Genomic DNA, 26,002 nt, shown 5'->3' on the forward strand with positions numbered 1-26,002 from the left:
TTGAGATAGATGACGAGCCTGAAAACCGACATTGCCCGTCTTTCGGTCATGGCCGCAGGCGTGGTCGGCGTGCTCGCCGCTGGTTTTGCGTCGGCGCCGGCTGCAGCTCAGCAAATTCCGCAGGGCTGGTTCAAGGCCTGCTCGAAGCAGGAAGACGTGGATATCTGCAACGTGCAGAACATCTCCACCGCCGCTTCCGGCCAGCTCGTCACCGGCATCAGCCTGATCGAGCTCAAGGGCAAGATCAACCGCAAGGTTTTCCAGGTCACCGTACCGACCGGCCGTCTCGTTCCTCCCGGCATCGGCCTCCAGATCGATAACGGCAAGGCCCAGAAGCTCGACTACGTGATCTGCTTCCCCGACCGCTGCGTCGCCGAGGCTCCGATGACCGACCAGCTCATCGCCTCGTTCAAGAAGGGCTCGGAGCTGACGCTGACCTCCGTGAACTTCCAGAACCAGCAGAACCCGGTCAAGGTTTCGCTGCAGGGCTTCACCGGCGTGTTCGATGGCCCGGCCATGCAGCAGTCGGACCTCGAAGAGCGCCAGAAGAAGCTCCAGGAGTTCGTCTCCAAGAACAACGAGGACTTCGCCAAGAAGCTCAAGGAAGAGCAGGACAAGGCCAAGACGGCCAACTGATCTTCAAGCCAGATACAAGAAAGAGCGGGGTTTTAGCCCCGCTTTTTTGTTGCCTCGAAGGCCGGCGCAGATTTCAGTGGCGCGCCTGGCGCTTGGGCGCATAGCTGCCGTCGGCGGCCTTGTCGAAGAACTCGCGCAACTGCGGATGGCGGATCGGGTCACCGGACTGGTCGGCGAGCAGGTTCTGCTCCGACACATAGGCGATATATTCCGTCTCGTCGTTTTCGGCGAGCAGGTGGTAGAAGGGCTGGTCCTTGCGCGGGCGAACCTCGGCCGGAATCGCCTCGTACCATTCGTCGGTATTGTTGAACTCGGGATCGACGTCGAAGATGACGCCCCTGAAGGGGAACAAGCGGTGTCGCACCACTTGGCCGATCGCAAACTTTGCCGTCTTGCTTTCAGTCACGTCTGCAAATTCCTGTAGCCCGGCGAGCCGGGCGTTCCTGACCTCGAACCGTCGAGGCTTGCTGCTCGAAAGTTATTTGGCGTAGCGCTTGCAGCAATTCAATCCCGATCCGCTCAACGCGTTCGGGAACAAGGGGTTAGCCGGGAGAATCCAAGGCGAGGAATCTGTCTCGCTATGCAGACCTCTTTCAGTGCGTGCTCACGCGAGGTGGAAAGCTGTCGCGAAGCGACGACCCGAGCGCTGCGAGGCCGCTGCCAGGTTTGAGCCCTTCGCGCATGAAGAGAGCCCGAAGCGGCGCAAATCCACCGAGAATGCTGAGGCCCGCGCTGCGCAGCATTTGAGCCGGAAGCAGGTTGGACAGCAGCGACTGGTTCAGCAGGCCAACCGCACCGGTGCGAGCGAAAATGTCCGGGCGGCGGCGACGGTCGTAGGTCGAAAGCGCCGACGAAGATCCCGGATCGGACCTATGGCTGGCCGCGATTTCAACGAGTTGCTGGACGTCCCGGATGCCGAGGTTCAGCCCCTGCGCACCGATCGGCGGGAAGACGTGCGCGGCTTCGCCGACAAGTGCGATGCGGTTTTGGGCAAAGCGCGCCGGTAACCTGGCCGAGAGCGGATAAACCTGCCGGCCGGCCTCGACCGTGACACGCCCGAGCATGGATTGCATGCGCTCCTCAACGCGCATCGACAGCGTCTCGTCGTCGAGCGCGACGAGTTCGTCGGCCGTCTCGGGCCTAACGACCCACACAAGGCTCGAGCGGTTGCCAGGCAGCGGCACCTGGGTGAACGGGCCGGTCTCGGTGTGGAATTCCGTCGAGGCAAACCCATGTTCGCGCGTATGCGCGAAATTGAGAACGAGGGCGGCCTGCGGATAGGGATGCGTGGATGTCGAGATGCCGGCCGCCTCGCGAGCCGGCGAAAGGCGTCCGTCGGCGGCCACTGCGAGTGCCGCGGTAAGCGCCGTTCCGTCGGGCAGAATTGCACGGACGCGGTCGGCCGATGGATCCCAGCGTTCGACCATGGCTTCGTGCCACACAATGCCGGGCTGAGCCTTCACGGCCTGTTCGAGCGCCTCATTGAGATACAGGTTCGGGATGTTGAGGCCGAAATAGGGTTCGCTGATCTCGCTGGCGTGGAATGTCACTACGGGGCTGCGGATCAGCCGGCGCGTTGCGTCGACGATGCGCATGGTGCGCAACGGCGCGCCATTGGGTTCGATTGCACTCAAAACGCCGATCGATTCCATGTATTCTAGGGCGGGAACCATGAGGGCGGTGGTGCGGCGGTCCTTGCCGATGACGGCCGGACCGACGAGTTGGACCGAAAAGCCTGCTTGCGCCATCGCCAACGCGGCAATCAAACCAGCGGGACCGGTTCCCGCGACGATGACATTGGCAGTTTCGGCAGGTTCCATGGCGACGCCCCATCCGCATTCACGCAAGCCGGAAACAGAGTCCGACCAGTACTCTCATATAGGTTGCGGCGATCATGTTGATCAACGTGGCGATTCAGCCCATCGATTGGTGATGAACAACAAGCTGGACGGCTTCGACAATCTCGACCGGGCGGGGCGTGCCACGGGGGCGATCGCGCGCGATCCGCGCGAGGCGGTGTACCTTGCCCTGGGAGCCGGCATTGCGCTGTCGTGGATTCTGCTCGCCGCCATGGCGCTGCGCGGGGCCGAGCTTCGCGCGCCGGGCACCGGTGCTCCCGGCGATTTTCTCTTGCGCATGCTGCCCGATCTGCCCTTGCCGGGTTTCCTCGATCGGTTCTTCCTGCTGTGTCTGACGCCGGCGCCGCTAGGCAGCTTCGCGCTGGAGGCGTTCTTTGCGCTGACGCTGATGTGGCTGCTGATGTCGGTTGCGATGATGCTGCCATCGGCGGCGCCGATGATCCGGACCTATTGCGAGATCGCCGATACCGCACGGCTGAAGGGGGAGCTAGTGGTGCATCCTTTGGCGCTCGTTGGAGGGTATTTGTCCGTATGGCTGGCCGCGTCGGTACTGTTTGCGGGCCTGTCGCTTGCGCTCCAGGTCGCCGCGACGGCGCAACCGGGCGCGCCGCTTGCCGGCCTGGCGGGTGGCATCGCACTCGGCATTGCCGGGCTCTACCAGTTCAGCTCGCTTAAACAGGCCTGCCTGAAAAAGTGCCGCAACCCGTTCTCGATCCTGTTCGCCCGCTGGAGCGACAGGCCATCGCGTATTTTCAAGCTTGGTCTGGAGCAGGGCGTCTGGTGCCTCGGCTGCTGCTGGGCGCTGATGCTGGTGATGTTTGCAGTCGGCATCATGAATTTGTTTTGGATGGCGCTGATTGCGCTGTTTACGCTGGTCGAAAAACAAGGAACAAAGCGCCTTCCAACGCGGCTCGCGGGTGCGATACTGCTTGTGTGGGCGGTTGTGCTTCTAGTAAGTTCCGCCTGACCGGGAAGGGGGACATTCCATGGCCGACCAAAGCTGGGCAATGAAAGGAGAATTGGTACTCTCCTGTAACTGCACAGTTTTTTGTCCTTGCGTGCTGTCGCTCGGCAATCATCCTCCCAGCGAGGGCTATTGCCAGACCTGGGCCGGCTTCCGCGTCGATGCCGGTCATTATGGCGACGTTGATCTCTCCGGCCTCAACCTCGGGTTGGTGATGGAAATCCCCGGCTATATGAGCCGCGGCAACTGGACGGCCGGCCTCTTCATCGACAAGCGTGCCTCGATCTACGCCGTAAAGGCATTCACCAAGATCTTCACCGGCAAGGCCGGCGGCACCACGTCGCTCCTTTCGATCCTTGTGGGGAATTTTCTCGGTGTCGAACAGGTGCCGATCAGCTATGAGACGCAAAATAAGACGCGCATCTTCCAGATTCCGAAGATCATCGATGGCGCGGTGACGCCGATTCCCGGCAAGAACAGGGACAGCGACACGGTCATCACCAATTCGGAATATTGGATCGCGCCCGAGATCGTCGTGGCCAAGTCCGACAAAAGCAGGATGCGCGCCTTCGGTCGAAACTGGAATTTTGCCGGCCGCTCGGCCGAAATCTGCAAACTGGACTGGCGGGGCCCGTGAAACCCAAAAAAGTTACCTGGCCGCAAGCAAAGGCCTTTTCCGTTCATCTGCTGACCGCTTCCGGTTCGTTCCTTGCCTTCCTGTCTCTGGTGGCGGCAAGCGAACAGCGCTGGACGGCGATGTTCTGGTGGCTGGGGCTGGCGCTTTTCGTCGACGGCATCGATGGCCCGATCGCGCGCAAACTCGAGGTCAAGGAAGTCCTGCCGACCTGGTCCGGTGAGTTGCTCGACAACATCATAGACTATGTCACCTATGTGCTCATTCCGGCCTTTGCGCTCTATCAACGCGGCTTCATGGGTGATCGCCTGTCGTTCCTGTCCGCGGCGTTGATCGTGGTTACGAGCGCAATCTACTATGCCGATACCGGCATGAAGACGAAGGAGAACTTCTTCAAGGGGTTCCCCGTGGTCTGGAACATGCTCGTATTCACGCTATTTGTGATTCAGCCAGGCGAGTGGGTGTCCTTCGCCGTGGTGCTTGTTGCTGCGATCATGACCTTCGTGCCGATGTATTTTCTGCATCCCGTCCGGGTGAAGCGGCTGCGCGAGATCAACCTCGCGGTGTTCCTTGCCTGGTGTGCCTTCGGCGCCATCGCGCTGGCGCAGGCAATGGATGCAAGCGAGCCCGTGAAGATCGGCATCGCGGTTACCGGCATCTATTTGTTCTTCATTGGGGGCGTCATGCAGCTTTTCCCCAAACTCGGTGCCAAGAGGACCTGACAATGTCCAAAGCCGTTCGCATCCACGCCCATGGTGGTCCGGAAGTGCTCGTCTATGAGGATGTCGATCCAGGCCGGCCCGGTCCTGGCGAGGTTCTTATCCGCCACACCGCGATCGGGCTGAATTTCCTCGACACCTATTATCGCACCGGCCTCTATCCGGCGCCGGCCGGATTGCCCTTGATCCCGGGGGGCGAGGCTGCGGGGGTGGTTGAGGAAACAGGGCAGGGTGTCGACTGGCTCCGCAAGGGGGACAGAGTTGCTTATGTGACGTCAATCGGTGCCTACTCCGAAGAACGCGTCATACCGGCCGACAGGCTGGTGAAGATTCCCGACGGCATCAGCGATGAGCAGGCTGCAGCGATGATGCTGAAGGGCATGACCGCCGAGTATCTGGTCCTCCGCACCCACAAGGTGAAGCCCGGCGACACGATCCTCTATCATGCCGCGGCCGGTGGCGTAGGTCTCATCCTCGGCCAGTGGGCAAAGCATCTCGGTGCAACTGTGATCGGCACGGCGAGTTCGCCGGAAAAGATCGAGTTGGCCAAGGCGCACGGTTTCGACCACGTCATCAACTACCGCGAAAAGGATTTCGTCGCCGAAGTGAAGGAGCTTACCGGCGGCAAGCTCTGTGACGTCGTCTACGATTCGGTCGGCAAGGATACGTTCCCGGGTTCGCTCGACTGCCTGCGGCCGAGGGGACTGTTTGTCAGCTTCGGACAGTCCTCAGGACCGATCCCGCCTTTCAATTTGGCCATCCTGGCGCAGAAGGGGTCGCTTTATGCGACCCGGCCGACGCTCTTTGGCTACAACGCAACGCGCGAGAATCTCGAGGCTTCCGCCAAGGCCCTTTTCGACGTGGTTGCGAGCGGCGCTGTCAAGATCATGATCAATCAGCGCTACCCGTTGAGCGAGGCTTCCAACGCGCAGCGGGATCTGGAAGGGCGGAAAACCACGGGGACTACCATCCTTATACCCTGAAATTCTTGAAGGACTTTCAAAATTCAAGTCGCTTTGCGTTGTCGAAGGCGCGCGCATACGCTAAGGCCGGGAACATAAAAACAATATCAATGGGGGCCTCGTGAAGACGACCCTGGAGACGTCAAACGCCAACCTTCTCGAGGTTCGCGGGCTAACGAAAACTTTTGGCACGCTGAAGGCCTGCGACAACATCGATCTCACCATCGCCAAGGGTGAAATCCATGCGTTGCTGGGCGAGAACGGCGCTGGCAAGTCCACACTCGTCAAAATGCTGTTCGGCACGCTCGAGCCGAATGCCGGCGAAATTCGCTGGGATGGCCAGCCGGTCCGCATCGCCAATCCGCATGCCGCGAGAAAGCTCGGCATCGGCATGGTGTTCCAGCATTTCTCGCTGTTCGACGCGCTGAGCGCGGCCGAGAACATCGCCCTGTCGCTCGACGACAAGACGCCGATTTCGACGATCGCCGCCAAGGCCAAGGCCCTGTCCTACAGCTACGGCCTGCCGCTCGACCCCTATTCTCTGGTCGGCGACCTTTCGGTCGGCGAGCGTCAGCGCATCGAGATCATTCGTTGCCTCTTGCAGGCGCCGGAGCTGATCATTCTCGATGAGCCGACTGCAGTCCTCACGCCGCAGGAAGCCGACAAGCTGTTCGAAACGCTCGAACGGCTGCGCTCCGAGGGCAAATCTATCCTCTACATTTCGCACCGGCTGGAAGAGGTCAAACGCATGTGCGACCGCGCCACCGTGCTGCGCCATGGCAAGGTCGTCGGCCATTGCGACCCGCGCAAGGAAACCGCGGCCTCGCTGGCGCGGATGATGGTCGGGAGCGAGGTGCAGGCCGTCGTTCGCTCGCCCGCCGAGGGCTCGGATAGGGCGGCGGTACTGCTTCAGGTGAAAAACCTGTCGCGTACGCCTGCAACGCCGTTTTCGATCCCGCTTCGGAACGTCAATCTCGAGGTGAAGGCCGGCGAGGTCATCGGCGTGGCGGGTGTTGCCGGTAACGGGCAGGGCGAGTTCTTCGAGGCGGTTTCGGGCGAAGTGCGGCAGGCCGCGGCAGGCACCGTTCGCATTCGTGGCAAGGACGCCGGCAATCTCTCGATTACCGGGCGCCGCCTGCTGGGCGCGGCTTTCGTGCCGGAGGAGCGGCTTGGACATGGCGCCGCGCCGCGCATGAAACTCTCCGAAAATCTGCTGCTTTCGCGCTATGCTACCGACAGGAAGGCTTTTTTGGGAGCGGCTGGCGTGATCCATGACGGCGCCGTGGCCTCTGCGTCTCAGCGCATCGTTCAAGCAATGGATGTGCGCAAGAGCGGAACCGACCCGGAGGCTGCCTCGCTCTCCGGTGGCAATCTGCAGAAATTCATCATCGGACGTGAACTCGACCGCCAGCCGGCGGTGATGGTCGTCAACCAGCCGACATGGGGCGTCGACGCGGGTGCTGCCGCGCGCATCAGGCAATCGCTGATCGAGCTTGCTCGCAGTGGCTCGGCGGTGCTGGTCATCAGCCAGGATCTCGATGAGCTGTTCGAGATCTCGGACGCGATCGCCGTCATGCATAACGGCGAAATGTCAAAGCCAATTCCGATAGCCGAGGCGACGCTGGAAAAGATCGGCCTGCTGATGGGCGGCGCCGAACCCGGTCACGTCGAACATGTGGCGGAGCCAGCCTGATGCGCATCGAACTCGTCAAACGTCCGCAACAATCCGCGCTTTTCAGCGCGCTGTCGCCCTTTATCGCACTGGTGCTTACCCTGGTGGCCGGCGCGATCATGTTCTCGCTGCTCGGCAAGAGCCCGCTTGACGCGCTCTACTACTACTTTGTCGATCCGCTGCGCGAGATCTGGTCGCTGCACGAGCTGGCAATCAAGGCCGCGCCCCTGATCCTCATCGCGGTCGGGTTGTCGGTCTGCTTCCTATCGAACAACTGGAACATCGGCGCCGAGGGGCAATTCATTGCCGGCGCGATTGCAGGCTCGATCCTGCCGGTGATGTTTCCTGATTTCCAGAGCTGGATCGTTTTGCCGCTGATGCTGATCATGGGCATGATCGGCGGCGCGGCATATGCGTCTGTTCCGGCTTTTCTCAAGACGCGCTTCAATACCAACGAAATCCTGACCAGCCTCATGCTGGTCTATGTCGCGCAGCTGTTCCTCGACTGGATGGTGCGCGGCCCGTGGCGCAACCCGGCGGGCATGAACTTCCCCGAAACCCGCGATTTCCACCAATACGCCATTCTGCCGGAAATCTGGTCGTCGTCGGGCAGGGCGCATTGGGGTTTTGTCTTTGCGCTGGTTGCGGCCGTGGTCGTGTGGTTCATGCTGTCGCGGACCCTGCGCGGCTTCGAGGTGAAGGTTCTGGGCCAGAGCCCGAGGGCAGGGCGTTTCGCCGGCTTCTCCTCGTCGCAGATGGTGTTCTTCGCCTTCATCGTTTCGGGCGCGCTGGCGGGCCTTGCCGGCATATCCGAAGTGTCCGGCGCGATCGGGCAACTGAGGCCGACGATCTCGCCCGGCTACGGCTTTACGGCAATCATCGTGGCCTTCCTCGGCAGGCTCAATCCGCTCGGGATCATCGCGGCGGGGCTTATCCTTGCCCTGTCCTATCTCGGCGGCGAAGCAGCCCAGATTTCCATCGGCGTGTCCGACAAGGTCGTGCGCGCTTTCCAGGGATTGCTGCTGTTCTTCGTTCTGGGTGCCGACACGCTGATCCATTATCGCATCCGTTTCGTAGGTTCTGCGCCCCGCAACGCGGAGGTTTCCCATGGGAATGCTTGAAGCGATCCTGATAACGATCGCCACGGCGGCTACGCCGCTGTTGATCGCGGCGGTCGGCGAACTCGTTGTCGAGCGTTCCGGCGTTCTCAACCTCGGCGTCGAAGGCATGATGGTGATGGGCGCCGTCACCGGCTTCGGCGTGGCGCTGACGACTGGCTCGCCCTGGCTGGGCTTCCTTGCAGCGACCGCTGTCGGCGCATTGTTCTCGCTGCTGTTTGCGTTCCTGACGCTCACGCTGGTGACCAACCAGGTGGCGACCGGCCTTGCACTGACGCTGCTGGGGCTCGGCCTTTCCGGCATGATCGGCGAAAGCTTCGTCGGGCTTCCCGGCGTGAAGCTCGGCAGCATCTACATTCCGTTCCTGACCGATCTGCCGCTGGTCGGAAAATTGCTGTTCGGCCAGGACCCGATCTTCTACCTCTCGCTGCTGCTTACCGGCGGCGTGGCCTATTTCCTCTTCCGCACGCGGGCAGGGCTGACGCTCCGGTCGGTGGGCGATAACCATGCCTCGGCGCATGCGCTCGGCATCAACGTCATTCTCATCCGCTATCTGGCGGTGATGTTCGGCGGCGCCTGCGCTGGGCTTGCCGGCGGCTATCTGTCGATCGTCTATACGCCGCAATGGGTGGAGAACATGACGGCCGGGCGCGGCTGGATCGCGCTTGCGCTGGTGGTGTTCGCTTCGTGGCGTCCGTGGCGCGTCCTCGCCGGCGCCTATCTTTTCGGCGCGGTCACCATCGGTCAGCTCCACGCCCAGGCGTTGGGCATCGGCGTGCCGTCGCAGCTACTTTCTTCGCTTCCCTATCTGGCAACCGTCATCGTACTTGTTCTAATCTCGGGCAACAGGCGACTGACCATGATAAACACACCGGCTTCGTTGGGGCGGCCGTTTGTGCCAGATCGCTAAAAAAGACGGGATAAAGTGCCCCTGGGCAACCACTGAGAGGATCAACTTCATGAAGAAAACCATTCTGTCGATTGCCGCGGCAGCCGCCGTGCTTTCGTTCGGCACGATGGCCGCTGAGGCCAAGGTGAAGGCCTGCTGGATGTATGTCGGCCCGATCGGCGATTTCGGTTATTCCTACCAGCACCATCAGGGGCTGTTGGCGGTCCAGAAGGAGTTCGGCGATCAGGTCGAGACGGCCTATCTTGAAAGCGTTCCGGAAGGCGCTGACGCCGAGCGCGCGCTCGAGCGCTTCGCACGCTCCGGCTGCAACATCATTTTCGCGACCTCGTTCGGCTTCATGGACGCCACCAACAAGGTTGCCGGACGCTTCCCCGATGTGAAGTTCGAACATGCGACCGGCTACAAGCGTGAGCATCCGAACGTCTCGACCTACAATTCCAAGTTCCATGAAGGCCGCTATGTGCAGGGCGTGATCGCCGCCAAGATGTCGAAGACCGGCGTTGCGGGCTACATCGCCTCGTTCCCGATCCCGGAAGTGGTGCTCGGCATCAACGCCTTCATGCTCGGCGCGCAGTCGGTCAACCCCGACTTCAAGGTCAAGGTCGTGTGGGCGAACACTTGGTACGACGCCGGCAAGGAAGCCGACGCTGCCAAGGCGCTGATCGACCAGGGCGTCGATGTCATCACCCAGCACACCGACTCCACCGCGCCGATGCAGGTTGCCACCGAGCGCGGCGTGAAGGCCTTCGGCCAGGCCACCGACATGATCAAGTTTGGCCCTGATACCCAGCTAACGGCAATCGTCGACGATTGGGGTCCGTACTACATCAGCCGTGTCAAGGCTGTTATCGACGGCACCTGGGAGCAGCAGGACGTCTGGCACGGCATGAAGGAGGGCAACGTTGTGATGGCCCCCTACACCAACATGCCTGACGACGTGAAGAAGCTGGCTGAAGAAGCCGAAGCCAAGATCAAGTCGGGCGATTTCAATCCCTACACCGGCCCGATCACCAAGCAGGACGGCTCCGAGTGGCTGAAGGCTGGCGAAGTGGCTGACAACGGCACGCTGCTGGGCCTGAACTTCTACGTCAAGGGCGTGGACGACAAGCTGCCGCAGTAATCGGACCGCACGGTCGCAAAAAAGAGAGGGCGCCACACCGCGCCCTTTTTGTTTTCAGGTCTTGTACGTTTCCGAGCGAGCGCCGCGAACCGCTCGCTTGGGTGCGTCAGACAGCTGTGCCGTAGAGATCGTAGGCGTCGGCCCGGTCGATCTTGACGGTCACGATGTCGCCGGTCCTGAGCGGACGGCGCGACTGGATATGGACCGAGCCGTCGATCTCCGGCGCGTCGTATTTTGTGCGTCCCTTGGCCGATAGGCCGTTTGCCTCGTCGATGATGACGGGCAGGCGCTTGCCGACCTTCTTCTGCTGCTGCACGGCCGCGATCTTCTGCTGGCGTTGCATGAAGCGGTGCCAGCGGGCTTCCTTGACCTCTTCGGGCACCTGTTCGAGGCCGAGGTCGTTCGACTTGGCGCCCGCGACGGGTTCGTATTTGAAGCAGCCGGCGCGGTCGATCTTGGCTTCATCCAGCCAGTCGAGCAGCATCTCGAAATCCTCGTCGGTCTCTCCAGGGAAGCCGACGATGAAGGTGGAGCGAATGGCGAGATCGGGGCACATTTCGCGCCAGCCGCGAATGCGGTCGAGCGTCTTTTCGCCATGTGCCGGACGGCGCATGTTCTTCAAAACCTGCGGCGAGGCATGCTGGAAAGGGATGTCGAGATAGGGAAGGATCTTGCCCTCGGCCATCAGCGGGATCACGTCGGCGACATGCGGGTAGGGGTAGACATAGTGCATGCGCACCCAGACGCCCAACTCGCCGAGTTCCTGCGAAAGGTCGAGGAACTTTGCCCGCACTTCGCGGTCCTTCCAGGTGCTGGGAGCATATTTGAGATCGATGCCGTAGGCGCTGGTGTCCTGCGAGATGACCAGGATTTCCTTGACGCCCGCAGCTGCCAGCTTCTCGGCTTCGCGCAGCACGTCCGCCGCCGGGCGCGAGACGAGGTCGCCGCGCAGGTCAGGGATGATGCAGAAGGTGCAGCGGTTGTTGCAGCCTTCGGAAATCTTGAGGTAGGCGTAGTGGCGCGGCGTGAGTTTGACGCCCTGCGGCGGCAGCAGGTCCACGAATGGATCGTGCACTGGGGGAGCGGCCTCGTGAACGGCGCTCATGACGCTTTCATAGGCCTGCGGGCCAGTGATGGCGAGCACGTTGGGATGCTTTTCGCGAATTAGCTCGGGCGTCGCGCCCATGCAGCCGGTGACGATGACCTTGCCGTTTTCCTTGAGCGCGGTGCCGATCGCATTCAGCGACTCGTCGCGGGCGGAATCGAGGAAGCCGCAGGTGTTGACGACGACGAGATCGGCACCGTCATGCTTGCGGGCGATCTCATAGCCTTCGGCACGAAGCCGCGTGATGATGCGCTCGGAATCGACGAGTGCTTTCGGACATCCAAGGCTGACGAAACTGACGCGAGGCGCTGACATAAGACAAAATCCGGGATTCTTGGGCTGGACCCCGTTTATCGAGGTCTTCGTTGAGCATCTTGCAAAGATGACGGGAACGCGGACCGATCAGCACCGGCAACGCAGCGGACCCGCAAGCTGCGGCGGCATTATCACAGATTTCTCCGCAATGAAATCGTCACTGAGCTTTGCGATCAACTGGCCGGCTTACAGCGGATCCGGCAGCAAGGGCGAGACGTCCATATAGCCCCGATAGATCATGTCCAATGCGACGTAGAGGATGATCAGGAGGCCGACATAGGCGATCCAGGGGTAACGGTTGAGCAGCTTGGCAATGAAGTTCGCCGCAAGCCCCATCAGCGCGACAGAAAGGATCAGGCCGAAGACCAGGACCGTGAAATGGTCGCGCGCCGCGCCGGCAACCGCGAGGACGTTGTCGAGCGACATCGACACGTCGGCAATCACGATCTGCACGGCAGCCTGGGCGAGCGTCTTGCGCGGCTTTCCGGTTGCGGCGGCCGTGGCGGCATCGTTCTCGGCTTCTTCAACAGCGGCGCTTTGCTCTGCCCGGGAGATGCGCAATTCGCGCCACATCTTCCAGCAGACCCACAAAAGCAGGATGCCGCCCATCAGGAGTAGGCCCAGAATTTGCAGCAACTGTATGGTGAGGGCCGCGAAGATGATGCGCAGCACGGTGGCGGCGGCAACGCCGATCAGAATGGCTTTCTTGCGCTGATCGGCAGGGAGGCCGGCTGCGGCCAGGCCGATGACGATGGCGTTATCTCCGGCCAGAACCAGATCGATGGCAACGACTTGCAATAACGCCGTGAACCCCGCGGCCGTGAAAAGTTCCATTCGCCCTTAGCCTTTCAGCTCCCCCGCAGAGCATGCCCGTAGCGCGCCAAGTCGCTCCGCGTCAAGCAAGCAGGTTAAGACGTCGAGGCAGGGGAGGTCGGAAGTTGGCGAATGTAGCCCGAAACAGCGGAGCGGCCGGTTCCGAGGCGGAAGATTTGCCCCTGTGGCGCGGGATCTTCCTATGGGTTTCCATATGACGAACGATGGCGGCTTCTCTCGTTTTCCTATGAAAAAGCCCTCACTTTTTCCGATGTGGGTTGGTCCCACTAGGTATTCTGGCGAGGTCACGTCATGTTGGATATGGATCGAGCAGACCTTGCCCGGCTGTCGGCAAGGATCGCGCATTCAGATCGCGTCACGCCCGAGCTCATTCGTCACGTGATGGCGCGGATCGGTTTCCGCGGCCCGTGGTTCGACGCATCGAATACGCCCATTGAACGGCTTGTCGGCGCAGGCGCGTGGACCGAGGTCGCCCTCGCGTTGGTGATAGAACTGCCCGATTGGACGCTGTCGCGCCTCGATAATGAAGATGGCGAGTGGTGCTGCACGCTCGTAACCGGATGGCAGCTACCTCGCTGGATGGCCGATAGCGTGGACGGGCGCCACGCGATCCTTCCCTTGGCTATCTTGAGCGCGATAGTCGCAGCCCTCGAGCAGCCGGGACGCAAGCCGTTGCAAGCGCGCGTCACTCCGTTGCTGATCCAGGGAAACTCGACACCCGTCAACTGCGAAAACTACGCCTGACGGGCAGGATGGGAATAGTTGACTACAAAGCCCGCCACTCATGAAGAGCAGCGGGCTTTTGTCATGTGGCGCACTTCTTTAGAAAACCACGCGCGTGGTCAGGAAGAATGTCCTGCCGGGCTCGGGGAAGCCGTCCGCCAGTTCGTAATTCGCGTCGAAGAGATTGCGAACCCCGAAGTTTGCCGAAACCTGGTCGCTGAAATCATACTGGAAATCGAGGTTCGCCAGTGCGAAGCCACTGGTTTCGAAGAAGTTGTTCTCCAGCCGGTCGGTCGACCAGCGCGAACTCGACAGCTGCAGGCCCGGCGACACGGTGAAGTTCTCGTAGGGCTGCCAATTGGCGTAGATATAGGCGTTGTGCAGCGGCGTGCCGACGGGCTCGAGATTGTCGCGGACCGGGTCGACCAGTTGCCGCTTCAGGTAGGTGTAGTTGGCGCCGAGCGTCAGTTCGGGCAGCACATCCCACTCGCCCACGATCTCGAAGCCATAGTAGCGACCGTCGCCGACATTCTGGTTCTGGACCTTGTTGTTGCCGACGCCGATCGACTGAATAACGTTCTGAACGTTGCTGTAGAACACGGCGGCGCCGAGGTGGGCGTTGTCGAAGACGGTGTCCGACCAGCCCAGCTCGAAATTGGTAGCGCGTTCCGGCTTGAGATCAGGGTTCGGCAGCGCGTCGCCAAAACGCGTGCTGTAGCGCTCGAAGAGCGTGGGAAAGCGGGTGCGAGACGAGACACTGGCGTGGAATTCGGCCGTGTCGGTGGGGCGATAGATGGCCGCCGCCTGCCAGTTCACAGCATCGCTGCCACCAAGCGGATGTTCGAAGATTTTCTTCGTGCCGCTGTCATATTTCTCGGCGCGCAACAGCTTGTTCTTGTCGTAGCTGACGCCGCCGACGAAATCGATCGTGTCGGTTGCGTGGAACGTGTCTTCCAGCGCCAGCGACCAGGTGTCCTCCAGCTTGGTCTGCTTGGGGTCGACGAAGCTCGAAACGTCTGGCTGGTTGTGGTCCCAGTTGGTGTGATTGTCGCGCCGATAGTGGACCGCAGTCTTCAGGCTGTTCATCGGAATGAGGTCAGTGCCGCCTTCGACGCTGAAGCCGTAGGCGTTGTCGTCATAGTAACTGTTGAAGGCGCGGCTCTGCGTCTGACTGTTGAAATGCGAATCGTCATAGGCGGAGAGAAGATTGTAGAATGTATTGTAATAGGCCTTTGTTTTTACGTAGGAGTCGTCGCCGATCTGCGTGTGGGAGTAGAAGGCGAGACTGCTGAGGTTCCATGCCGGCCAACGCCAGTCGCGCTGGTACGCCAAGCCGTTCGGAAGCTTGGGCGGGGTAGGCGAAATTCGTATCGGCTCATTCACGCTATAGGGCGCATTCTTTTCGCCGGCCTGCCGCGTGTAGCTGATGACGTATTCGTCGGTGGCGTTCGGCGTGTAGCCGGCCTTGAGGTTGATACGCCAGTCCTGGAAGTCGCTGAAGTCGCGCCGACCGCCATCTTCAACCGCGGTCGGTTCGAAATTGCGCGAAAGGAACCAGCCGTCGCTTTTGCGATAGGCACCAGCGGCCTGAAGATAAAAATTCTCCTGGCGGGTACCCACGGAGCCGACGCCCGTATAGGCGGCAAGACCGCCGGTGTTGCCAATGTCGATCCCATTCTGGATTTCGCCTTCGAACTCCTTGGTAGGCTTCCGGGTCACCAGATTGATCGCGCCGCCCATACCGCCAGGTCCGTTGAGAACCGAGGCATATCCTTTCTGCACCTGGATTTCGGACAGGTCGGGCGTGAGAAAGCGCCCATAGTCCAGACGGTTATCGGCCGGCAGATAGACGCGAATGCCGTCTATGTAGAGCGGTACCTGAAAACGGTCGTAGCCTCGGACGTAGATCAAGCGCTCGTTGCGGCTTCCGCCGGCGTTGGCCGTGCTGACGCCGGGAACGATGCTGAGAGCGTCGTCGAGCGTGTCACGGTTCGTCTTGCGTACGTCATCGGCTGTAACGATGCTCTGAGAAATGGCCTGGCCGCTGATGCCGCCTTCGGCGCCGTCTCCGCCATGCACGACGATTCGACCAAGCTCGAACACGTCGCTGTTGGCAGGCTTGAGGCGCGGCTTCTTTTCATTCTCGGCCTTGTTTTCGTTATCCGTTTGCGATTGCGGCGCGGCTTGAGCTGCCTGCGCACTTGCCTGCTGCACCAGAAATGTGCTGCCGAGCAATGCAATCGATATGTTCAATAAAATATAACGCACTGCGAAATGCCCCCCTTGCTTCCAAATTTCAAGTGCCCCCGTTGCCTGCCACCTCAGGGGTAGACAGGGGGACGAGATCGCGATTCCATGGCTTGGTTCTTCACGATATGTTTACGTGAATATAACAGAGTGAGTGGTTTGCAAGCGCTATTGCGCAAATTTCACAGCTGGACCAACAACCAAAGAGCGCTCTGGATTCGCGAGTGATGTTTGATCGTTATGTTTGATTGGATATATCAGGAGCGAGATGTGCTGATCAGGCGGGCAAGAAATGGTACGTGAAAATGAAATCCGGCAGGGCGAGGTCGCTATCGATCCGCCTCCTGCTACCGACGCTGGGCTCGTTTACATCGGGCGCATAGCGACCCCGTGGACATCGCGGCTGGTCGCCCCGCGCCAGGGCAGGGCAGACGGGCCGATATGTCGGATCGAGATCTTCGAACCCTGGCGACAGGCAATGGACGGCATCGAAAAATATGAGCGGCTGGAAGTGCTTTACTGGCTGCACCTGTCGCGCCGCGACCTCGTCAAGCAAAGCCCCGCAAAGGACGGCACCACTTACGGAACTTTTGCCCTGCGTTCTCCCGTTCGGCCAAATCCCATCGGCACCTCGATCGCGACGCTGGTCGGTGTGGAAGGCACGACAATTCTTGTTCGAGGCTTGGACTGCCTCGATGGCACCCCACTGATCGACCTCAAGCCGGATCGGACGCTCTTCAAGCCGATAGCGCCACCGCAGCCGGGTGACTTCGAAACTGAAATGGGCAGCGGCCAACCGACCGATCAGGCGTGAGATGAGGCAGCGGCTACGTTTTTGAGGCTGCTTTCGCCCCGTTGGCCAAGACGGCGCCGTGCGGTGATCTCCGCCAGGATCGACATCGCAATCTCTTCAGGAGTGATCGCACCTATGTCGAGGCCCGCTGGTGCCTTGACGCGGTCGAGCATGGCGGCATCAAAGCCTTCGGCAGCAAGTTTTTGTCTGAGCGCCGCCATCTTGCGACGGCTGCCGACGAAGCCGTGATATTCGGCGTCGATGGAAAGGGCCGCTCTCAGCGCGGCCTCGTCACCCTTTCCTTGCGTTGAGACAACGAGGAAGCGGCGCGTAGCGGTGAGCGGGCCGATCTCGAAGCCGTCGATCAGCACATCGGCTTCGGGAGTGGTGGGAAATTCGGCCAGGGGGGCGGCGAGGGTGACGTGGTAACCAAGCGGCCGCGCCTCTTCGACGAGCGCCTCGGCCACAGGGCTGGAGCCCAATATCAGCAGCGCCGGCCGAGGTAATATGGGCTCGATGAAGATGTCCATCGTGCCTTGGCTAGGGCACATGTTCTTCGCGAATTTTATCCCCTCTCGGTCCTCGTCGGGCTTCACGCCAAGCTCGGCGAGCAAGTCTTCCGGCTGGATGGATACGAGCCGCGACTTACCGTCGGCCAGGGCTTCGTGGGCTGCTCTCAGCGTCGCGCCACGGGCGCAGCCGCCGCCTATCCAGCCGGCCACGATGGTGCCGTCGGGACGGATCACGGCCTTGGCGCCTGCCTTGGCGGCCGTGACAGAAACGGTACGCACGACCGTTGCCAGCACGAAGGCTTCATCGGCTGCCTTGAGGCGCGAGATCAACTCCAGCACATCAGGATGAACGGTCACCGGCGCCTCCCTCATAGCTTCGCCAGATAGGGTTCGAGATCGGCCAGGCTGCGCAGCGTATTAGCCGGCGCCAGGAGGTCGATATGGGGCAGCGCCGCCTTGATGCCGCTTGCCTCGGGCATATAGCCCTGCCAGCCCATCATCGGGTTCAGCCAGACGATGCGCCGGCAGCGTTTCGCCAGCCGGGCCATCTCGCGGCCGAGAAGCGCCGCGTCGCCGGTCTCGTAGCCGTCCGAGACGATCATCACGCAACTGCGCGAATGCAGGACCCGCTGGACGTGCCAGCGATTGAAGGTTTCGAGGCTTTCGCCGATCTTGGTCCCGCCGCCGGCGCCCTGCGCCATGATTGACAGCCGGTCGAGCGCGCGGGCGGGATTTTTGTCACGCATCGCATCAGAGATATGGGCGAGGCGAGTGTGGAACAAGAACGCTTCCGCCCCGCGGAACGTATCCAGCACTCCGTGAATGAAGCGCAGGAAAACTCCCGTATACATGCTCATGGAGCCCGACGCGTCGAGCAGCACGACGAGCCGCAGCGGCTTTTCCTTGCGCTGGCGTTTTACCAGGCTGATCGGCACGCCGCCGTGGCTGATGTTGCGGTGGATGGTGCGGCGCAGGTGGAGCGTGTAGCCGTGCCGTCGCGCCAGATCGCGACGCGTGAGCCTGATGAGCATGGCGCGCGCAAGCTGTGCCGCCACTGCATGGGCTTCCTCCATCTGGGCGGGATCGGCGATCTTGCGAAAATCGGTCTCGACAAGGTTTTCCGCAGCAGACGCACCTTCCATGCGGCCTTCGCCGGCGCCTTCATGATCGGTGCCGCTTTCCGTCAAAATTTCGTCCATCAGGGCGGATCCGCTTGTCTGCTCCTTGCCGCTGCCGCTCAACAGCCCTTGAACCGAAGGCGAGTTGGCAACGCTGCCCGTTGCCACCGAGCGGGATCGGACATGCTTGCGCAGCCAGAAAGCATCGAAAAGCCGGTCGAATTTTTCCCAATCCGCCTTGTTGGCGGAGAACAAGTGCTTAAAGGCCGACCGCAGCAGGCTGGGTCTTGCAGCATAGCCGGATGTGACAAGGGTGAGTGCATCCTGTCCTTCGCTGGGACCTACCGCAAAGGCGTTGTCGCGCAAGACCTTCAGGAAGGTGGCGATCCGGGCCGAAACGAGCCGCGGGACATCATTCGGTCCGACGACAGCAGAGGAGGCACTGTCGGTCATGCAACCCTCCCCAGCAGGCGCTCCGTCACCTCGCGGGTCATGCGGGTCTTGTCCTCATGAGTTTTCAGGAGGCACATCAAGGTCTCGTGTACCAGCTCCGGCCGGTCGTGCAGGTCGGAGACGTCGAGCCCGACCAGGGCCGCGGCCCAGTCGAGCGTCTCGGCCACGCCAGGCACCTTGCGCAGGTCTTCCTTGCGGACTTTTTCGACCATTCGCGCAATCTGCAGAGAGAGCGTCGCGCTGGCGCCGGAAATACGCGCCATGATGATGCGCGTCTCGCGTTCGATATCGGGATAATCGACATAGTGGTAAAGGCAACGCCGGCGTAGCGCATCGGACAGTTCGCGCGTGCCGTTCGACGTCAGCACGACATGCGGGATCGAGACTGCACGCACAGTTCCCAGTTCAGGGATCGAGACCTGAAAGTCCGACAGTATTTCGAGCAGGAAAGCCTCGAACTCCTCGTCCGCGCGGTCGACTTCATCGATCAGCAGGACGGGCGGATTGTCCTGCCGGATTGCCGCCAGCAGCGGTCGCTCCAGCAGATATTTCTCGGAAAAGATGTAGTCTTCGATCTGGGATGCATCCTTGCCCTGGTGCGCCTGGATCGCCAGCAGTTGCCGCTGGTAGTTCCATTCATAAAGGGCGGCGGATTGATCTAACCCCTCGTAGCACTGCAGGCGGATGAGCGAGGTGGCGCAGGCCGAGGCAAGCGCCTTGGCCACCTCGGTCTTGCCCACGCCCGCTTCGCCCTCAAGCAGCAGCGGGCGTTTCAGCAGTTGCATGATGGCGATGGCGGTGGCGAGCTCGTCGTCGGCAATGTAGCCCGCCTCCGCAAGGCGCTCGGCAATTTCTTCGCGGGAAAGGGGCATGGCGTTTCCTTACCCCGTGACCCCCAGCCGCTTTGCCGCCTGCCAGTTGCGCCAGAAGTCGTGCGGCATCTGGATGTGCGTCGAGCCCAAGAACGAGAAGGCGTCGTTGACGGCATTGGAAAAAGCCGGCACGCCGCCGACATTCGGGCTCTCGCCCACGCCCTTGGCGCCGATCGGATGATGCGGCGAGGGCGTGACCGTGTAGTCGGTCTCCCAATGCGGTGTTTCCATGGCCGTCGGCAGGAAGAAATCCATGAACGAACCGGTCAGGACGTTGCCGGTTTCGTCGTAGCGGATCTCCTGGCCCATCGCGATGGCGAAGGCCTCGGTCAGCCCGCCATGAACCTGTCCCTCGATGATCATCGGGTTGATGCGGGTGCCGCAATCATCGAGCGCGTAGAAGCGGCGCACCTTGTAGACGCCGGTATCCACGTCGATGTCCATGACGCAGACATAGGCGCCGAACGGATAGGTCATGTTGGGCGGGTCGTAGTAGCTGACTGCCTCCAATCCGGGTTCCATGCCGGGCGGAACCGAATTGTAAGCTGCCCAGCATATGTCCTTCATCGACATGAACTTTTCGGGCAGGCCCTTTACTCGGAATCCGTCGACGTCCCATTCAAGGTCGTCTTCGTGAACCTCCAGTCTGTAGGCGGCAATCATCTGCGCCTTCGCCTTGATTTTCCGCGCTGCCGTGGCGATCGCAGCACCCGCTACGGGCGTTGAGCGCGAGCCATAAGTGCCAAGCCCATAAGGTGCAGTGTCCGTATTGCCTTCCTCCACTGTGATGTCCTCGGCGGGGATACCGATTTCGGACGCGATGATCTGTGCATAGGTGGTTTCGTGGCCTTGGCCCTGACTCTTGGTGCCCATGCGGGCAATGCCGGCGCCTGTCGGGTGCAGCCTGATCTCGCAACTGTCGAACATGGCGATGCCAAGGATATCGCAGTTCTTGGAGGGTCCGGCGCCGACGATCTCGGTGAAGAAGCACACGCCTACGCCCATGATCTCGCGCGTCTCGCCGCGCCTGAAGGCCTCGCGCTTGGCGGCCTGCTCCTTGCGCAGGTCTTCGTATTTGACCGTTTCCAACGCCTTGTTCAGAGCGGTCTGGTAGTCGCCGGAGTCGTATTCCCAGCCGAGAGCCGAATGGTACGGAAACTGCTCTGGCTTGATGAAGTTCTTCATGCGGAGTTCGGCGGGGTCCATGCCGAGCTTCTGGGCGAGTATGTCCATCGCGCGCTCGATGCAGTAGGCGGCTTCCGTCACCCGGAAGGAGCAGCGATAGGCAACGCCGCCGGGTGCCTTATTGGTGTAGATGCCGTCGACAGAGACATAGGCGGTCGGGAAGTCATAGGACCCGGTGACGATGTTGAAGAAGCCGGCCGGCCATTTGGACGGGTCGGCGCAGGCGTCGAAAGCGCCGTGATCGGCAAGGACATGCACGCGAAGCGCGGTGACTTTGCCTTCCTTGGTGGCCGCGATCTCGGCGGTCATGTGGTAGTCGCGCGCAAACGACGTGGCCGTCAGGTTTTCTATGCGGTCCTCCACCCATTTGACGGGCTTGCCGGTGACAATCGAGGCGACTGCCGCGCAGATATAGCCGGGATAGGCGCCGACCTTGTTGCCGAAGCCGCCGCCAATGTCCGGCGAGATCACATGGATCTTCTGTTCCGGCAGCTTGGCGATCAGCGCCACCACGGTGCGGATGACATGCGGAGCCTGGAACGTACCCCATATGGTCAGCTCGCCCTTGATCTTGTCGAAGGAGCAGACGCATTGGCAGGTCTCGAGCGGCGAGGGGTGGACGCGCTGGTAAGAGATCAACTCCTTGATCGCCACCTCCGCCTTGCTGAACGCAGCGTCGGTGAGTTCCTTGTCGCCGACCGTCCACTCGAAGATGTGGTTGGGATGCCGGCGAGGGCCGTGTGCGCCGTCCATCTTGTCCTTGATATCTTCACGTAGAACTGGAGCATCTGGCTCCAATGCCTTGAAAGGATCGATAAGAACCGGCAACGCCTCATACTCGACGTCGACGGCCACAACGCCGTCATCGGCTGCATAGCGATCGGTGGCGACCACGAAGGCCACCTCCTGTCCCTGGAACAGAACCTTGCCGTCGGCCAGCACCATCTGCACGTCGCCGGCAAGCGTCGGCATCCAGGCGAGGTTGACGCCCTTCAGATCCTCGGCCGTCAGCACGGCAAGAACGCCGGGCACTTTCAGCGCCGCATCCTTGTTGATGGATTTGATCCGCGCATGGGCATAGGGCGAGCGCACGAAGTCGCCATGCAGCATGCCGGGCAGCTTCAGGTCATCGACATAGTTGCCCTTGCCCTGGGTGAAGCGGATGTCCTCCACTCGCTTGCGTCTGCAGCCAAGACCCTCAAGCTTGGCTTCGCGCTCTTCGCGCGTAAGGGTGATGTCGTTCATTCCGCGGCCTCCTTGAATTCGGTGCCGTTCAGCTTGGCGGCAGCGTATTGGATTGCCTTGACGATGTTCTGATAGCCGGTGCAGCGGCAGAGATTGCCCGAGATGCCGAACCGGATCTCTTCCTCGTTCGGGTTCGGATTTTCCTTGAGCAGTCGGTGGGCGCGCATGATCATGCCGGGCGTGCAGAAGCCGCATTGCAGCCCATGCATCATGCGAAAGCCTTCCTGCAGCGCCGAAAGCGTGCCGTCGGCATTGGCCATGCCTTCAATGGTCATGATGTTGGCACCGTCGACCTGGACGGCGAAGACGGTGCAACTCTTGACCGACATGCCGTCGAGATCGACCGTGCAGGCGCCACAATGCGAGGTCTCGCAGCCAATATGGGTGCCGGTGAGTTGCAGGTTTTCGCGGATGAAGTGCACCAAGAGCAAGCGCGGTTCGACCAGCCCGTCAACCTGCGTGCCGTTCACCGTCATCGTCACGTGGATCTTTCCGATCTGGGGCGTGGTCATCGTCCTGCCTCCCTCAAACGGCCACGCTCGCCGCGCGTTTCAACGCGCGCGCGACCATGACACCGCCAACATGCTTTCTGTATTCGACCGGGCCGCGGCCATCCGCAGCCGGCGACATGATTGCCTCAGCCGCGGCGGAAGCCTTTTTCAACGTGGCGTCGTCGAGCGCGGTGCCGATCACCAGCTGCGCGGCGTCTTCGGCGAGGAGGGCCGTTTCCGAGAGGTTGGTGAGGCCGATCGAGCAGGTTGCCACCTTGCCGTCCGACATGGTCAGGATGACTGCGGCCGCCGCGGTGGCGTAGTCGCCAATCTTGCGCTTCAGCTTTTCATACGCATAGCCGTGCCCGACTGGCGGAACCGGAATCGTGATGGCAGTCATGATTTCACCAGGCTCGAGGGCCGTAAAGTAGGCGCCCTGGTAGTAGTCGCGTACGGAGACTTCGCGCGTCTCGTCCGTGCCCACCAGGCGATAGGTTGCGTCCAGCGTCATCATCAACGCCGGCATGTCATTGCCGGGATCGCCATTGGCAATATTGCCACCGATGGTGCCGCGGTAGCGCACCTGTGGATCGGCAATCACCAGCGCTGCCTCATGGAGTATAGGCAGCGATTTTGAGATGATTTGCGAGCTCAGCAGCTCATGCTGCGTGGTCATCGGGCCGATCACGATGCTCTCGGCCTCGCGCCGGATGCCCTTGAGTGCCTCCAGGGCCTGCAAATCTATCAGATGCGACGGCGTTGCCAGCCTGAGCTTCATCATGGGGATAAGGCTGTGGCCGCCGGCGAGGGGACGCGCGTCATCGCCGAAGTCGCATAGGAGCTTGACCGCATCGGCGATCGTCGTCGGCCGGTGATATTCGAAAGGGCCTGGAATCATCGTTTCCTCCACCCGTTTCTTCGTTCCGGAACCTCGGGATCCGAACGTTTTGGGGGAGCCTGTTCCTCTGGCAGTTGGTGTGCAATCCACCCAAGCCGGTTGCGTCACGAGTGCCGGAAATTTGCACGACATGCGGCCAGCCGAGCACCAACTGCGTCAGCTTGGCTTACCTATCGGGGGTTGCATATTCCGCCGCGCCAAGCCGAGACGGGTGCGCAGTTCGGCCATCTTCGCGCGACTGACCGGCACGATATGGGGGTGAGGGCCATCCAACTCCACCATCGCTCCATCTCCTTCCCGGCGCATGACGACAACATGAGGAATCGCGATGATATGGCTTCTGTGTACGCGCAGAAAAAGTCCCGGATCGAGCCGCGCCTCCACGTCCGAGATCGACCACAGACACATGCGCTCGCGAACACCGTCGTGGATTTGCGTGTAATGGGCGTCGGCACGCACGCTGCGGATGTCGCCGACGTCGATGAAAAGTGTGCCTCCCACACCCTCCAAGGGCAGGCGTGATACAGATGCGATGCGCGGCTGCCCCAAGCCACCCAGCGGGGACGCGGCGAGACGCGGCCCACTCGTTTCGCGCCATGCCCTTTCGAATGCCGGGCCTTCGACAATGGTGTCGGCCGATGGCGGAGTTCGATCGGACAATCCGGGGGCAACCGGTGCCCGCGGTTCAGGGACGAGAAAGAGCAGAAAGCCAGCCGTGATCAGGAAGCACAAAGGTGCCACGACCAGCGACAGATCCTGCGGCGACACGGCAACTCCGGCCGATGCATGTGCTGCCTCGGCTGTTGGCATGAAATGCATGCCGTGCATCGCGGTATAGTGCATGCCAGATACGGCGATGCCGAATGCAATCGCGCTGAGAGCCAGCCGACGGCCGACATGGCGTGCCATGAAGATGTGCAGCCCGCCATAGGCCGTGGCAACGGCAATCAGGATGGAGAGCAGGACCATCGATCGGTCATGCTCTATGCGGAATGGGCCATCCAGGCCGTGGATGCCGACATAGTGCATCGAGACGATGCCGGCTCCGAGGAGGAGAGCGGCGGCTGCTACACGCACTTCCGAGGGTTCGCCAATGCTGACGAAGAACAGTGAGACGCCGACGACCAGTGCGCAAATGAGGAAGGACAAGACGGTAGGCAATACGAGATAACTGGTGCCCTGCGGCGTCGGAGTTGCGAGCATGCCGACGAAATGCATGGTCCAGATTCCGAGGGCCAGAAAGCAGGTGGCGCCAGCCAGGAGAAGTCTTCTCCTCAGGCCCGGCGTGCCGCGAATGCGCGCCGCGAGGCCAAAACCGGTGTAGCCGCCCAGGATGGCGATCAGTATCGAAAGCACGACGAGATATGGATTATGCCCTTGGAGCATATCGGCACCGGCACGCGTTTACCGTTGCCCGAGCGTGCCTTCTCCTTGCGCAACACTATATGCGCCAAGGCTTGGTTGACAACGACGGGCGAGTTCTCCCGCCACCGTGAACGCCGGGCAACCCTGGCCTGCGGAGAGAGAGCGGCTACAACCATGTGCAATTCCAGGCTACGCTGATACGCAACCCGTGAGCGCGCCATGCCAGAAGAGATCGAAGTCGACACCGACAAGCTGCACGAGGCTATCCACGAGGAAGTGGAGAAAGAGGGCAGCCCGTTGCTTCGCACGATAGCGCTGACCACCGCGCTACTTGCAGCATTGGCCGCTGTGGCCGCGCTGCTTGCGGGCAGTTCGGTCAACGAGGCGCTCGCGCTCAAGACCGAAGCGGCGCAGTTGCAAACGCAAGCGTCGGACCAATGGGCCTACTATCAGGCCAAGGGCATCAAGGCTGTCGTCCTTGAATCCCAGAAAAGCCTGCTTGCGAGCCTGGATAAACCAATTCCGCCAGACATCGAGAAGAACCTTGCTCGCCACAATGACGAGCAGCAGCAAGCGCAGAAGAAGGCGCAGGAACTTGAGAGCCAACGAGACGAGAAGGGCGTGGAGGCCGACAAACTGATCCATCGGCATCACTTCTTCGCCAATGCGGTTGCGCTTCTGCAAGTCGCGATTGCCCTGGGCGCGGTGGCTGCATTGACGCGAAAGCGCCTGGCCTGGCTCGGTTCGATGGCGCTTGGCATTATCGGCGCCGCCATATTTGTCTGGGGGCTAGTGGCATCCTGAGTCCGAACCGGAGTGGCGGGATCGGTCCAGTTTGTCATGAAGCGGCCGAGCGTGCGGCTAATCGCGGAAATCTCATCCCAAGCAGACGCTACAGAACAGGTTGACGCAGCGATCCGGGGCGCGGTAAAGGCGACACTGCATAGCATTCGGTAGCAAAATGGTAGCAGCGACCTTGCCTAAAGCTGCAGGAAATCCATAAAAGCTAACGAAATCAATGCCGGGAGGGATGGCCGAGCGGTTTAAGGCACCGGTCTTGAAAACCGGCGAGGCAGTGATGTCTCCGTGGGTTCGAATCCCACTCCCTCCGCCATATCACTTTGATTTATTGTGATATTTTGGCTTTTCGTAAAAGCCTATAGCGTCGGACACAAATCTAGCGACTCCCTCTCGGTGCGCGTGAGCGTGACTACCACTGGTCTTGGGGCGGCACCGCTAGCCGGGACCGGCG

Annotated in this window: 24 protein-coding genes and 1 tRNA gene; 13 read left to right on the forward strand and 12 right to left on the reverse strand. The window is 61.3% G+C overall.

Going from position 1 to position 26,002, the window contains the following annotated elements; all coding sequences use genetic code 11:
* Nucleotides 1-9: 9 nt before the first annotated feature.
* Nucleotides 10-636, forward strand: a complete 627-nt coding sequence (locus C7I85_RS03375; protein ID WP_106722509.1) for an invasion associated locus B family protein — start codon at nt 10-12, stop codon at nt 634-636.
* Between the two features lie 73 nt (nt 637-709).
* Here the strand turns inward: C7I85_RS03375 and hspQ are convergent, their stop codons facing one another.
* Both hspQ and C7I85_RS03385 read right to left on the reverse strand, forming a co-directional pair.
* The gene (hspQ, locus tag C7I85_RS03380; protein ID WP_106722510.1) at nt 710-1,042 is read right to left on the reverse strand and encodes a heat shock protein HspQ; all 333 of its coding nucleotides are present in this window, start codon (nt 1,040-1,042) and stop codon (nt 710-712) included.
* Between the two features lie 187 nt (nt 1,043-1,229).
* A complete protein-coding gene (locus C7I85_RS03385; protein ID WP_106722511.1) occupies nt 1,230-2,456 on the reverse strand; it encodes a UbiH/UbiF family hydroxylase in 1,227 nt (408 codons plus the stop codon).
* Between the two features lie 112 nt (nt 2,457-2,568).
* Here C7I85_RS03385 and C7I85_RS03390 point away from each other — a divergent pair, with 112 nt between their 5' ends.
* The 8 genes from C7I85_RS03390 to C7I85_RS03425 all read left to right on the forward strand — a co-directional run bounded on the left by C7I85_RS03390 (nt 2,569) and on the right by C7I85_RS03425 (nt 10,594).
* Complete coding sequence (locus C7I85_RS03390; RefSeq protein WP_106722512.1) at nt 2,569-3,462, forward strand: DUF2182 domain-containing protein; 894 nt, start codon at nt 2,569-2,571, stop codon at nt 3,460-3,462.
* Between the two features lie 19 nt (nt 3,463-3,481).
* Entirely contained in the window at nt 3,482-4,096 is a 615-nt protein-coding gene (locus tag C7I85_RS03395; protein ID WP_106722513.1) for a DUF1326 domain-containing protein, read from the forward strand.
* Complete coding sequence (gene pcsA / locus C7I85_RS03400; RefSeq protein WP_428832810.1) at nt 4,039-4,815, forward strand: phosphatidylcholine synthase; 777 nt, start codon at nt 4,039-4,041, stop codon at nt 4,813-4,815. Before C7I85_RS03395 ends, pcsA begins: the two co-directional genes overlap by 58 nt.
* Before the next feature lie 2 nt (nt 4,816-4,817).
* Nucleotides 4,818-5,795, forward strand: a complete 978-nt coding sequence (locus tag C7I85_RS03405) for a quinone oxidoreductase family protein (RefSeq protein ID WP_106722515.1) — start codon at nt 4,818-4,820, stop codon at nt 5,793-5,795.
* A gap of 100 nt (nt 5,796-5,895) precedes the next feature.
* Entirely contained in the window at nt 5,896-7,467 is a 1,572-nt protein-coding gene (locus C7I85_RS03410) for an ABC transporter ATP-binding protein (RefSeq protein ID WP_181257060.1), read from the forward strand.
* On the forward strand, nt 7,467-8,567 hold the full coding sequence (locus tag C7I85_RS03415) for an ABC transporter permease (RefSeq protein ID WP_106722516.1): 1,101 nt from the start codon (nt 7,467-7,469) through the stop codon (nt 8,565-8,567). Before C7I85_RS03410 ends, C7I85_RS03415 begins: the two co-directional genes overlap by 1 nt.
* Nucleotides 8,554-9,474 carry an ABC transporter permease gene (locus tag C7I85_RS03420; RefSeq protein WP_181257061.1) on the forward strand — a complete coding sequence of 307 codons (921 nt, stop codon included), beginning with the start codon at nt 8,554-8,556 and terminating at the stop codon, nt 9,472-9,474. Before C7I85_RS03415 ends, C7I85_RS03420 begins: the two co-directional genes overlap by 14 nt.
* Before the next feature lie 49 nt (nt 9,475-9,523).
* Nucleotides 9,524-10,594, forward strand: coding sequence for a BMP family ABC transporter substrate-binding protein (locus C7I85_RS03425; RefSeq protein ID WP_106722518.1), 1,071 nt, complete (start codon nt 9,524-9,526; stop codon nt 10,592-10,594).
* Between the two features lie 106 nt (nt 10,595-10,700).
* On the opposite strand, the gene rimO is transcribed toward C7I85_RS03425, so the two are convergent.
* Together rimO and C7I85_RS03435 are read right to left on the reverse strand one after the other, a co-directional pair.
* Nucleotides 10,701-12,014, reverse strand: coding sequence for a 30S ribosomal protein S12 methylthiotransferase RimO (gene rimO / locus C7I85_RS03430; protein WP_106722519.1), 1,314 nt, complete (start codon nt 12,012-12,014; stop codon nt 10,701-10,703).
* Nucleotides 12,015-12,200: 186 nt separating this feature from the next.
* Nucleotides 12,201-12,848, reverse strand: coding sequence for a TerC family protein (locus C7I85_RS03435; RefSeq protein WP_106722520.1), 648 nt, complete (start codon nt 12,846-12,848; stop codon nt 12,201-12,203).
* Between the two features lie 291 nt (nt 12,849-13,139).
* On the opposite strand from C7I85_RS03435, the gene C7I85_RS03440 reads away from it, so the two are divergent.
* Nucleotides 13,140-13,592: a hypothetical protein gene (locus C7I85_RS03440; RefSeq protein WP_106722521.1), complete on the forward strand. Its 453-nt coding sequence runs from the start codon at nt 13,140-13,142 to the stop codon at nt 13,590-13,592.
* A gap of 78 nt (nt 13,593-13,670) precedes the next feature.
* Here C7I85_RS03440 and C7I85_RS03445 read toward each other — a convergent pair whose 3' ends face one another.
* Nucleotides 13,671-15,824 (reverse strand): TonB-dependent receptor plug domain-containing protein, encoded by a 2,154-nt coding sequence (locus C7I85_RS03445; RefSeq protein WP_245444770.1) that lies wholly within the window; start codon nt 15,822-15,824, stop codon nt 13,671-13,673.
* Nucleotides 15,825-16,110: 286 nt separating this feature from the next.
* Here C7I85_RS03445 and tsaA point away from each other — a divergent pair, with 286 nt between their 5' ends.
* Nucleotides 16,111-16,632: a tRNA (N6-threonylcarbamoyladenosine(37)-N6)-methyltransferase TrmO gene (gene tsaA, locus C7I85_RS03450; protein WP_106722523.1), complete on the forward strand. Its 522-nt coding sequence runs from the start codon at nt 16,111-16,113 to the stop codon at nt 16,630-16,632.
* On the opposite strand, the gene C7I85_RS03455 is transcribed toward tsaA, so the two are convergent.
* From C7I85_RS03455 to C7I85_RS03485, 7 genes are all read right to left on the reverse strand, one after another.
* Nucleotides 16,623-17,480: an XdhC family protein gene (locus C7I85_RS03455; protein ID WP_106722607.1), complete on the reverse strand. Its 858-nt coding sequence runs from the start codon at nt 17,478-17,480 to the stop codon at nt 16,623-16,625. The genes tsaA and C7I85_RS03455 overlap by 10 nt on opposite strands.
* Nucleotides 17,481-17,491: 11 nt before the next feature.
* Nucleotides 17,492-18,694 carry a vWA domain-containing protein gene (locus C7I85_RS03460; protein WP_106722524.1) on the reverse strand — a complete coding sequence of 401 codons (1,203 nt, stop codon included), beginning with the start codon at nt 18,692-18,694 and terminating at the stop codon, nt 17,492-17,494.
* The gene (locus C7I85_RS03465) at nt 18,691-19,566 is read right to left on the reverse strand and encodes an AAA family ATPase (RefSeq protein WP_106722525.1); all 876 of its coding nucleotides are present in this window, start codon (nt 19,564-19,566) and stop codon (nt 18,691-18,693) included. The genes C7I85_RS03460 and C7I85_RS03465 overlap by 4 nt, the downstream gene beginning before the upstream one ends.
* Before the next feature lie 9 nt (nt 19,567-19,575).
* Nucleotides 19,576-21,996, reverse strand: coding sequence for an aerobic carbon-monoxide dehydrogenase large subunit (locus C7I85_RS03470; protein WP_106722526.1), 2,421 nt, complete (start codon nt 21,994-21,996; stop codon nt 19,576-19,578).
* Entirely contained in the window at nt 21,993-22,493 is a 501-nt protein-coding gene (locus tag C7I85_RS03475; RefSeq protein WP_106722608.1) for a (2Fe-2S)-binding protein, read from the reverse strand. The genes C7I85_RS03470 and C7I85_RS03475 overlap by 4 nt, the downstream gene beginning before the upstream one ends.
* Before the next feature lie 28 nt (nt 22,494-22,521).
* Nucleotides 22,522-23,385, reverse strand: a complete 864-nt coding sequence (locus C7I85_RS03480) for an FAD binding domain-containing protein (RefSeq protein WP_106722527.1) — start codon at nt 23,383-23,385, stop codon at nt 22,522-22,524.
* Between the two features lie 156 nt (nt 23,386-23,541).
* A complete protein-coding gene (locus tag C7I85_RS03485) occupies nt 23,542-24,771 on the reverse strand; it encodes an MHYT domain-containing protein (protein WP_106722528.1) in 1,230 nt (409 codons plus the stop codon).
* A gap of 198 nt (nt 24,772-24,969) precedes the next feature.
* Here C7I85_RS03485 and C7I85_RS03490 point away from each other — a divergent pair, with 198 nt between their 5' ends.
* Both C7I85_RS03490 and C7I85_RS03495 read left to right on the forward strand, forming a co-directional pair.
* Complete coding sequence (locus tag C7I85_RS03490) at nt 24,970-25,554, forward strand: DUF4337 domain-containing protein (protein ID WP_106722529.1); 585 nt, start codon at nt 24,970-24,972, stop codon at nt 25,552-25,554.
* A gap of 220 nt (nt 25,555-25,774) precedes the next feature.
* Nucleotides 25,775-25,864: transfer RNA gene (locus C7I85_RS03495), tRNA-Ser, on the forward strand.
* The last annotated feature ends 138 nt before the right edge of the window (nt 25,865-26,002 follow it).

The organism is Pseudaminobacter soli (ex Li et al. 2025) (assembly GCF_003012705.1).
GTDB classification, from domain to species: Bacteria; Pseudomonadota; Alphaproteobacteria; order Rhizobiales; family Rhizobiaceae; genus Pseudaminobacter; species Pseudaminobacter soli.

Bases quoted from the DNA above. Each gene is read 5' to 3' on its own strand.
- C7I85_RS03375 (WP_106722509.1), top strand. From the start codon at position 10: ATGACGAGCCTGAAAACCGACATTGCCCGTCTTTCGGTCATGGCCGCA.
- C7I85_RS03385 (WP_106722511.1), bottom strand. From the start codon at position 2,456: ATGGAACCTGCCGAAACTGCCAATGTCATCGTCGCGGGAACCGGTCCC.
- C7I85_RS03390 (WP_106722512.1), top strand. From the start codon at position 2,569: ATGAACAACAAGCTGGACGGCTTCGACAATCTCGACCGGGCGGGGCGT.
- C7I85_RS03395 (WP_106722513.1), top strand. From the start codon at position 3,482: ATGGCCGACCAAAGCTGGGCAATGAAAGGAGAATTGGTACTCTCCTGT.
- C7I85_RS03405 (WP_106722515.1), top strand. From the start codon at position 4,818: ATGTCCAAAGCCGTTCGCATCCACGCCCATGGTGGTCCGGAAGTGCTC.
- C7I85_RS03415 (WP_106722516.1), top strand. From the start codon at position 7,467: ATGCGCATCGAACTCGTCAAACGTCCGCAACAATCCGCGCTTTTCAGC.
- C7I85_RS03420 (WP_181257061.1), top strand. From the start codon at position 8,554: ATGGGAATGCTTGAAGCGATCCTGATAACGATCGCCACGGCGGCTACG.
- C7I85_RS03425 (WP_106722518.1), top strand. From the start codon at position 9,524: ATGAAGAAAACCATTCTGTCGATTGCCGCGGCAGCCGCCGTGCTTTCG.
- rimO (WP_106722519.1), bottom strand. From the start codon at position 12,014: ATGTCAGCGCCTCGCGTCAGTTTCGTCAGCCTTGGATGTCCGAAAGCA.
- C7I85_RS03435 (WP_106722520.1), bottom strand. From the start codon at position 12,848: ATGGAACTTTTCACGGCCGCGGGGTTCACGGCGTTATTGCAAGTCGTT.
- C7I85_RS03440 (WP_106722521.1), top strand. From the start codon at position 13,140: ATGTTGGATATGGATCGAGCAGACCTTGCCCGGCTGTCGGCAAGGATC.
- tsaA (WP_106722523.1), top strand. From the start codon at position 16,111: ATGGTACGTGAAAATGAAATCCGGCAGGGCGAGGTCGCTATCGATCCG.
- C7I85_RS03460 (WP_106722524.1), bottom strand. From the start codon at position 18,694: ATGACCGACAGTGCCTCCTCTGCTGTCGTCGGACCGAATGATGTCCCG.
- C7I85_RS03465 (WP_106722525.1), bottom strand. From the start codon at position 19,566: ATGCCCCTTTCCCGCGAAGAAATTGCCGAGCGCCTTGCGGAGGCGGGC.
- C7I85_RS03470 (WP_106722526.1), bottom strand. From the start codon at position 21,996: ATGAACGACATCACCCTTACGCGCGAAGAGCGCGAAGCCAAGCTTGAG.
- C7I85_RS03480 (WP_106722527.1), bottom strand. From the start codon at position 23,385: ATGATTCCAGGCCCTTTCGAATATCACCGGCCGACGACGATCGCCGAT.
- C7I85_RS03485 (WP_106722528.1), bottom strand. From the start codon at position 24,771: ATGCTCCAAGGGCATAATCCATATCTCGTCGTGCTTTCGATACTGATC.
- C7I85_RS03490 (WP_106722529.1), top strand. From the start codon at position 24,970: ATGCCAGAAGAGATCGAAGTCGACACCGACAAGCTGCACGAGGCTATC.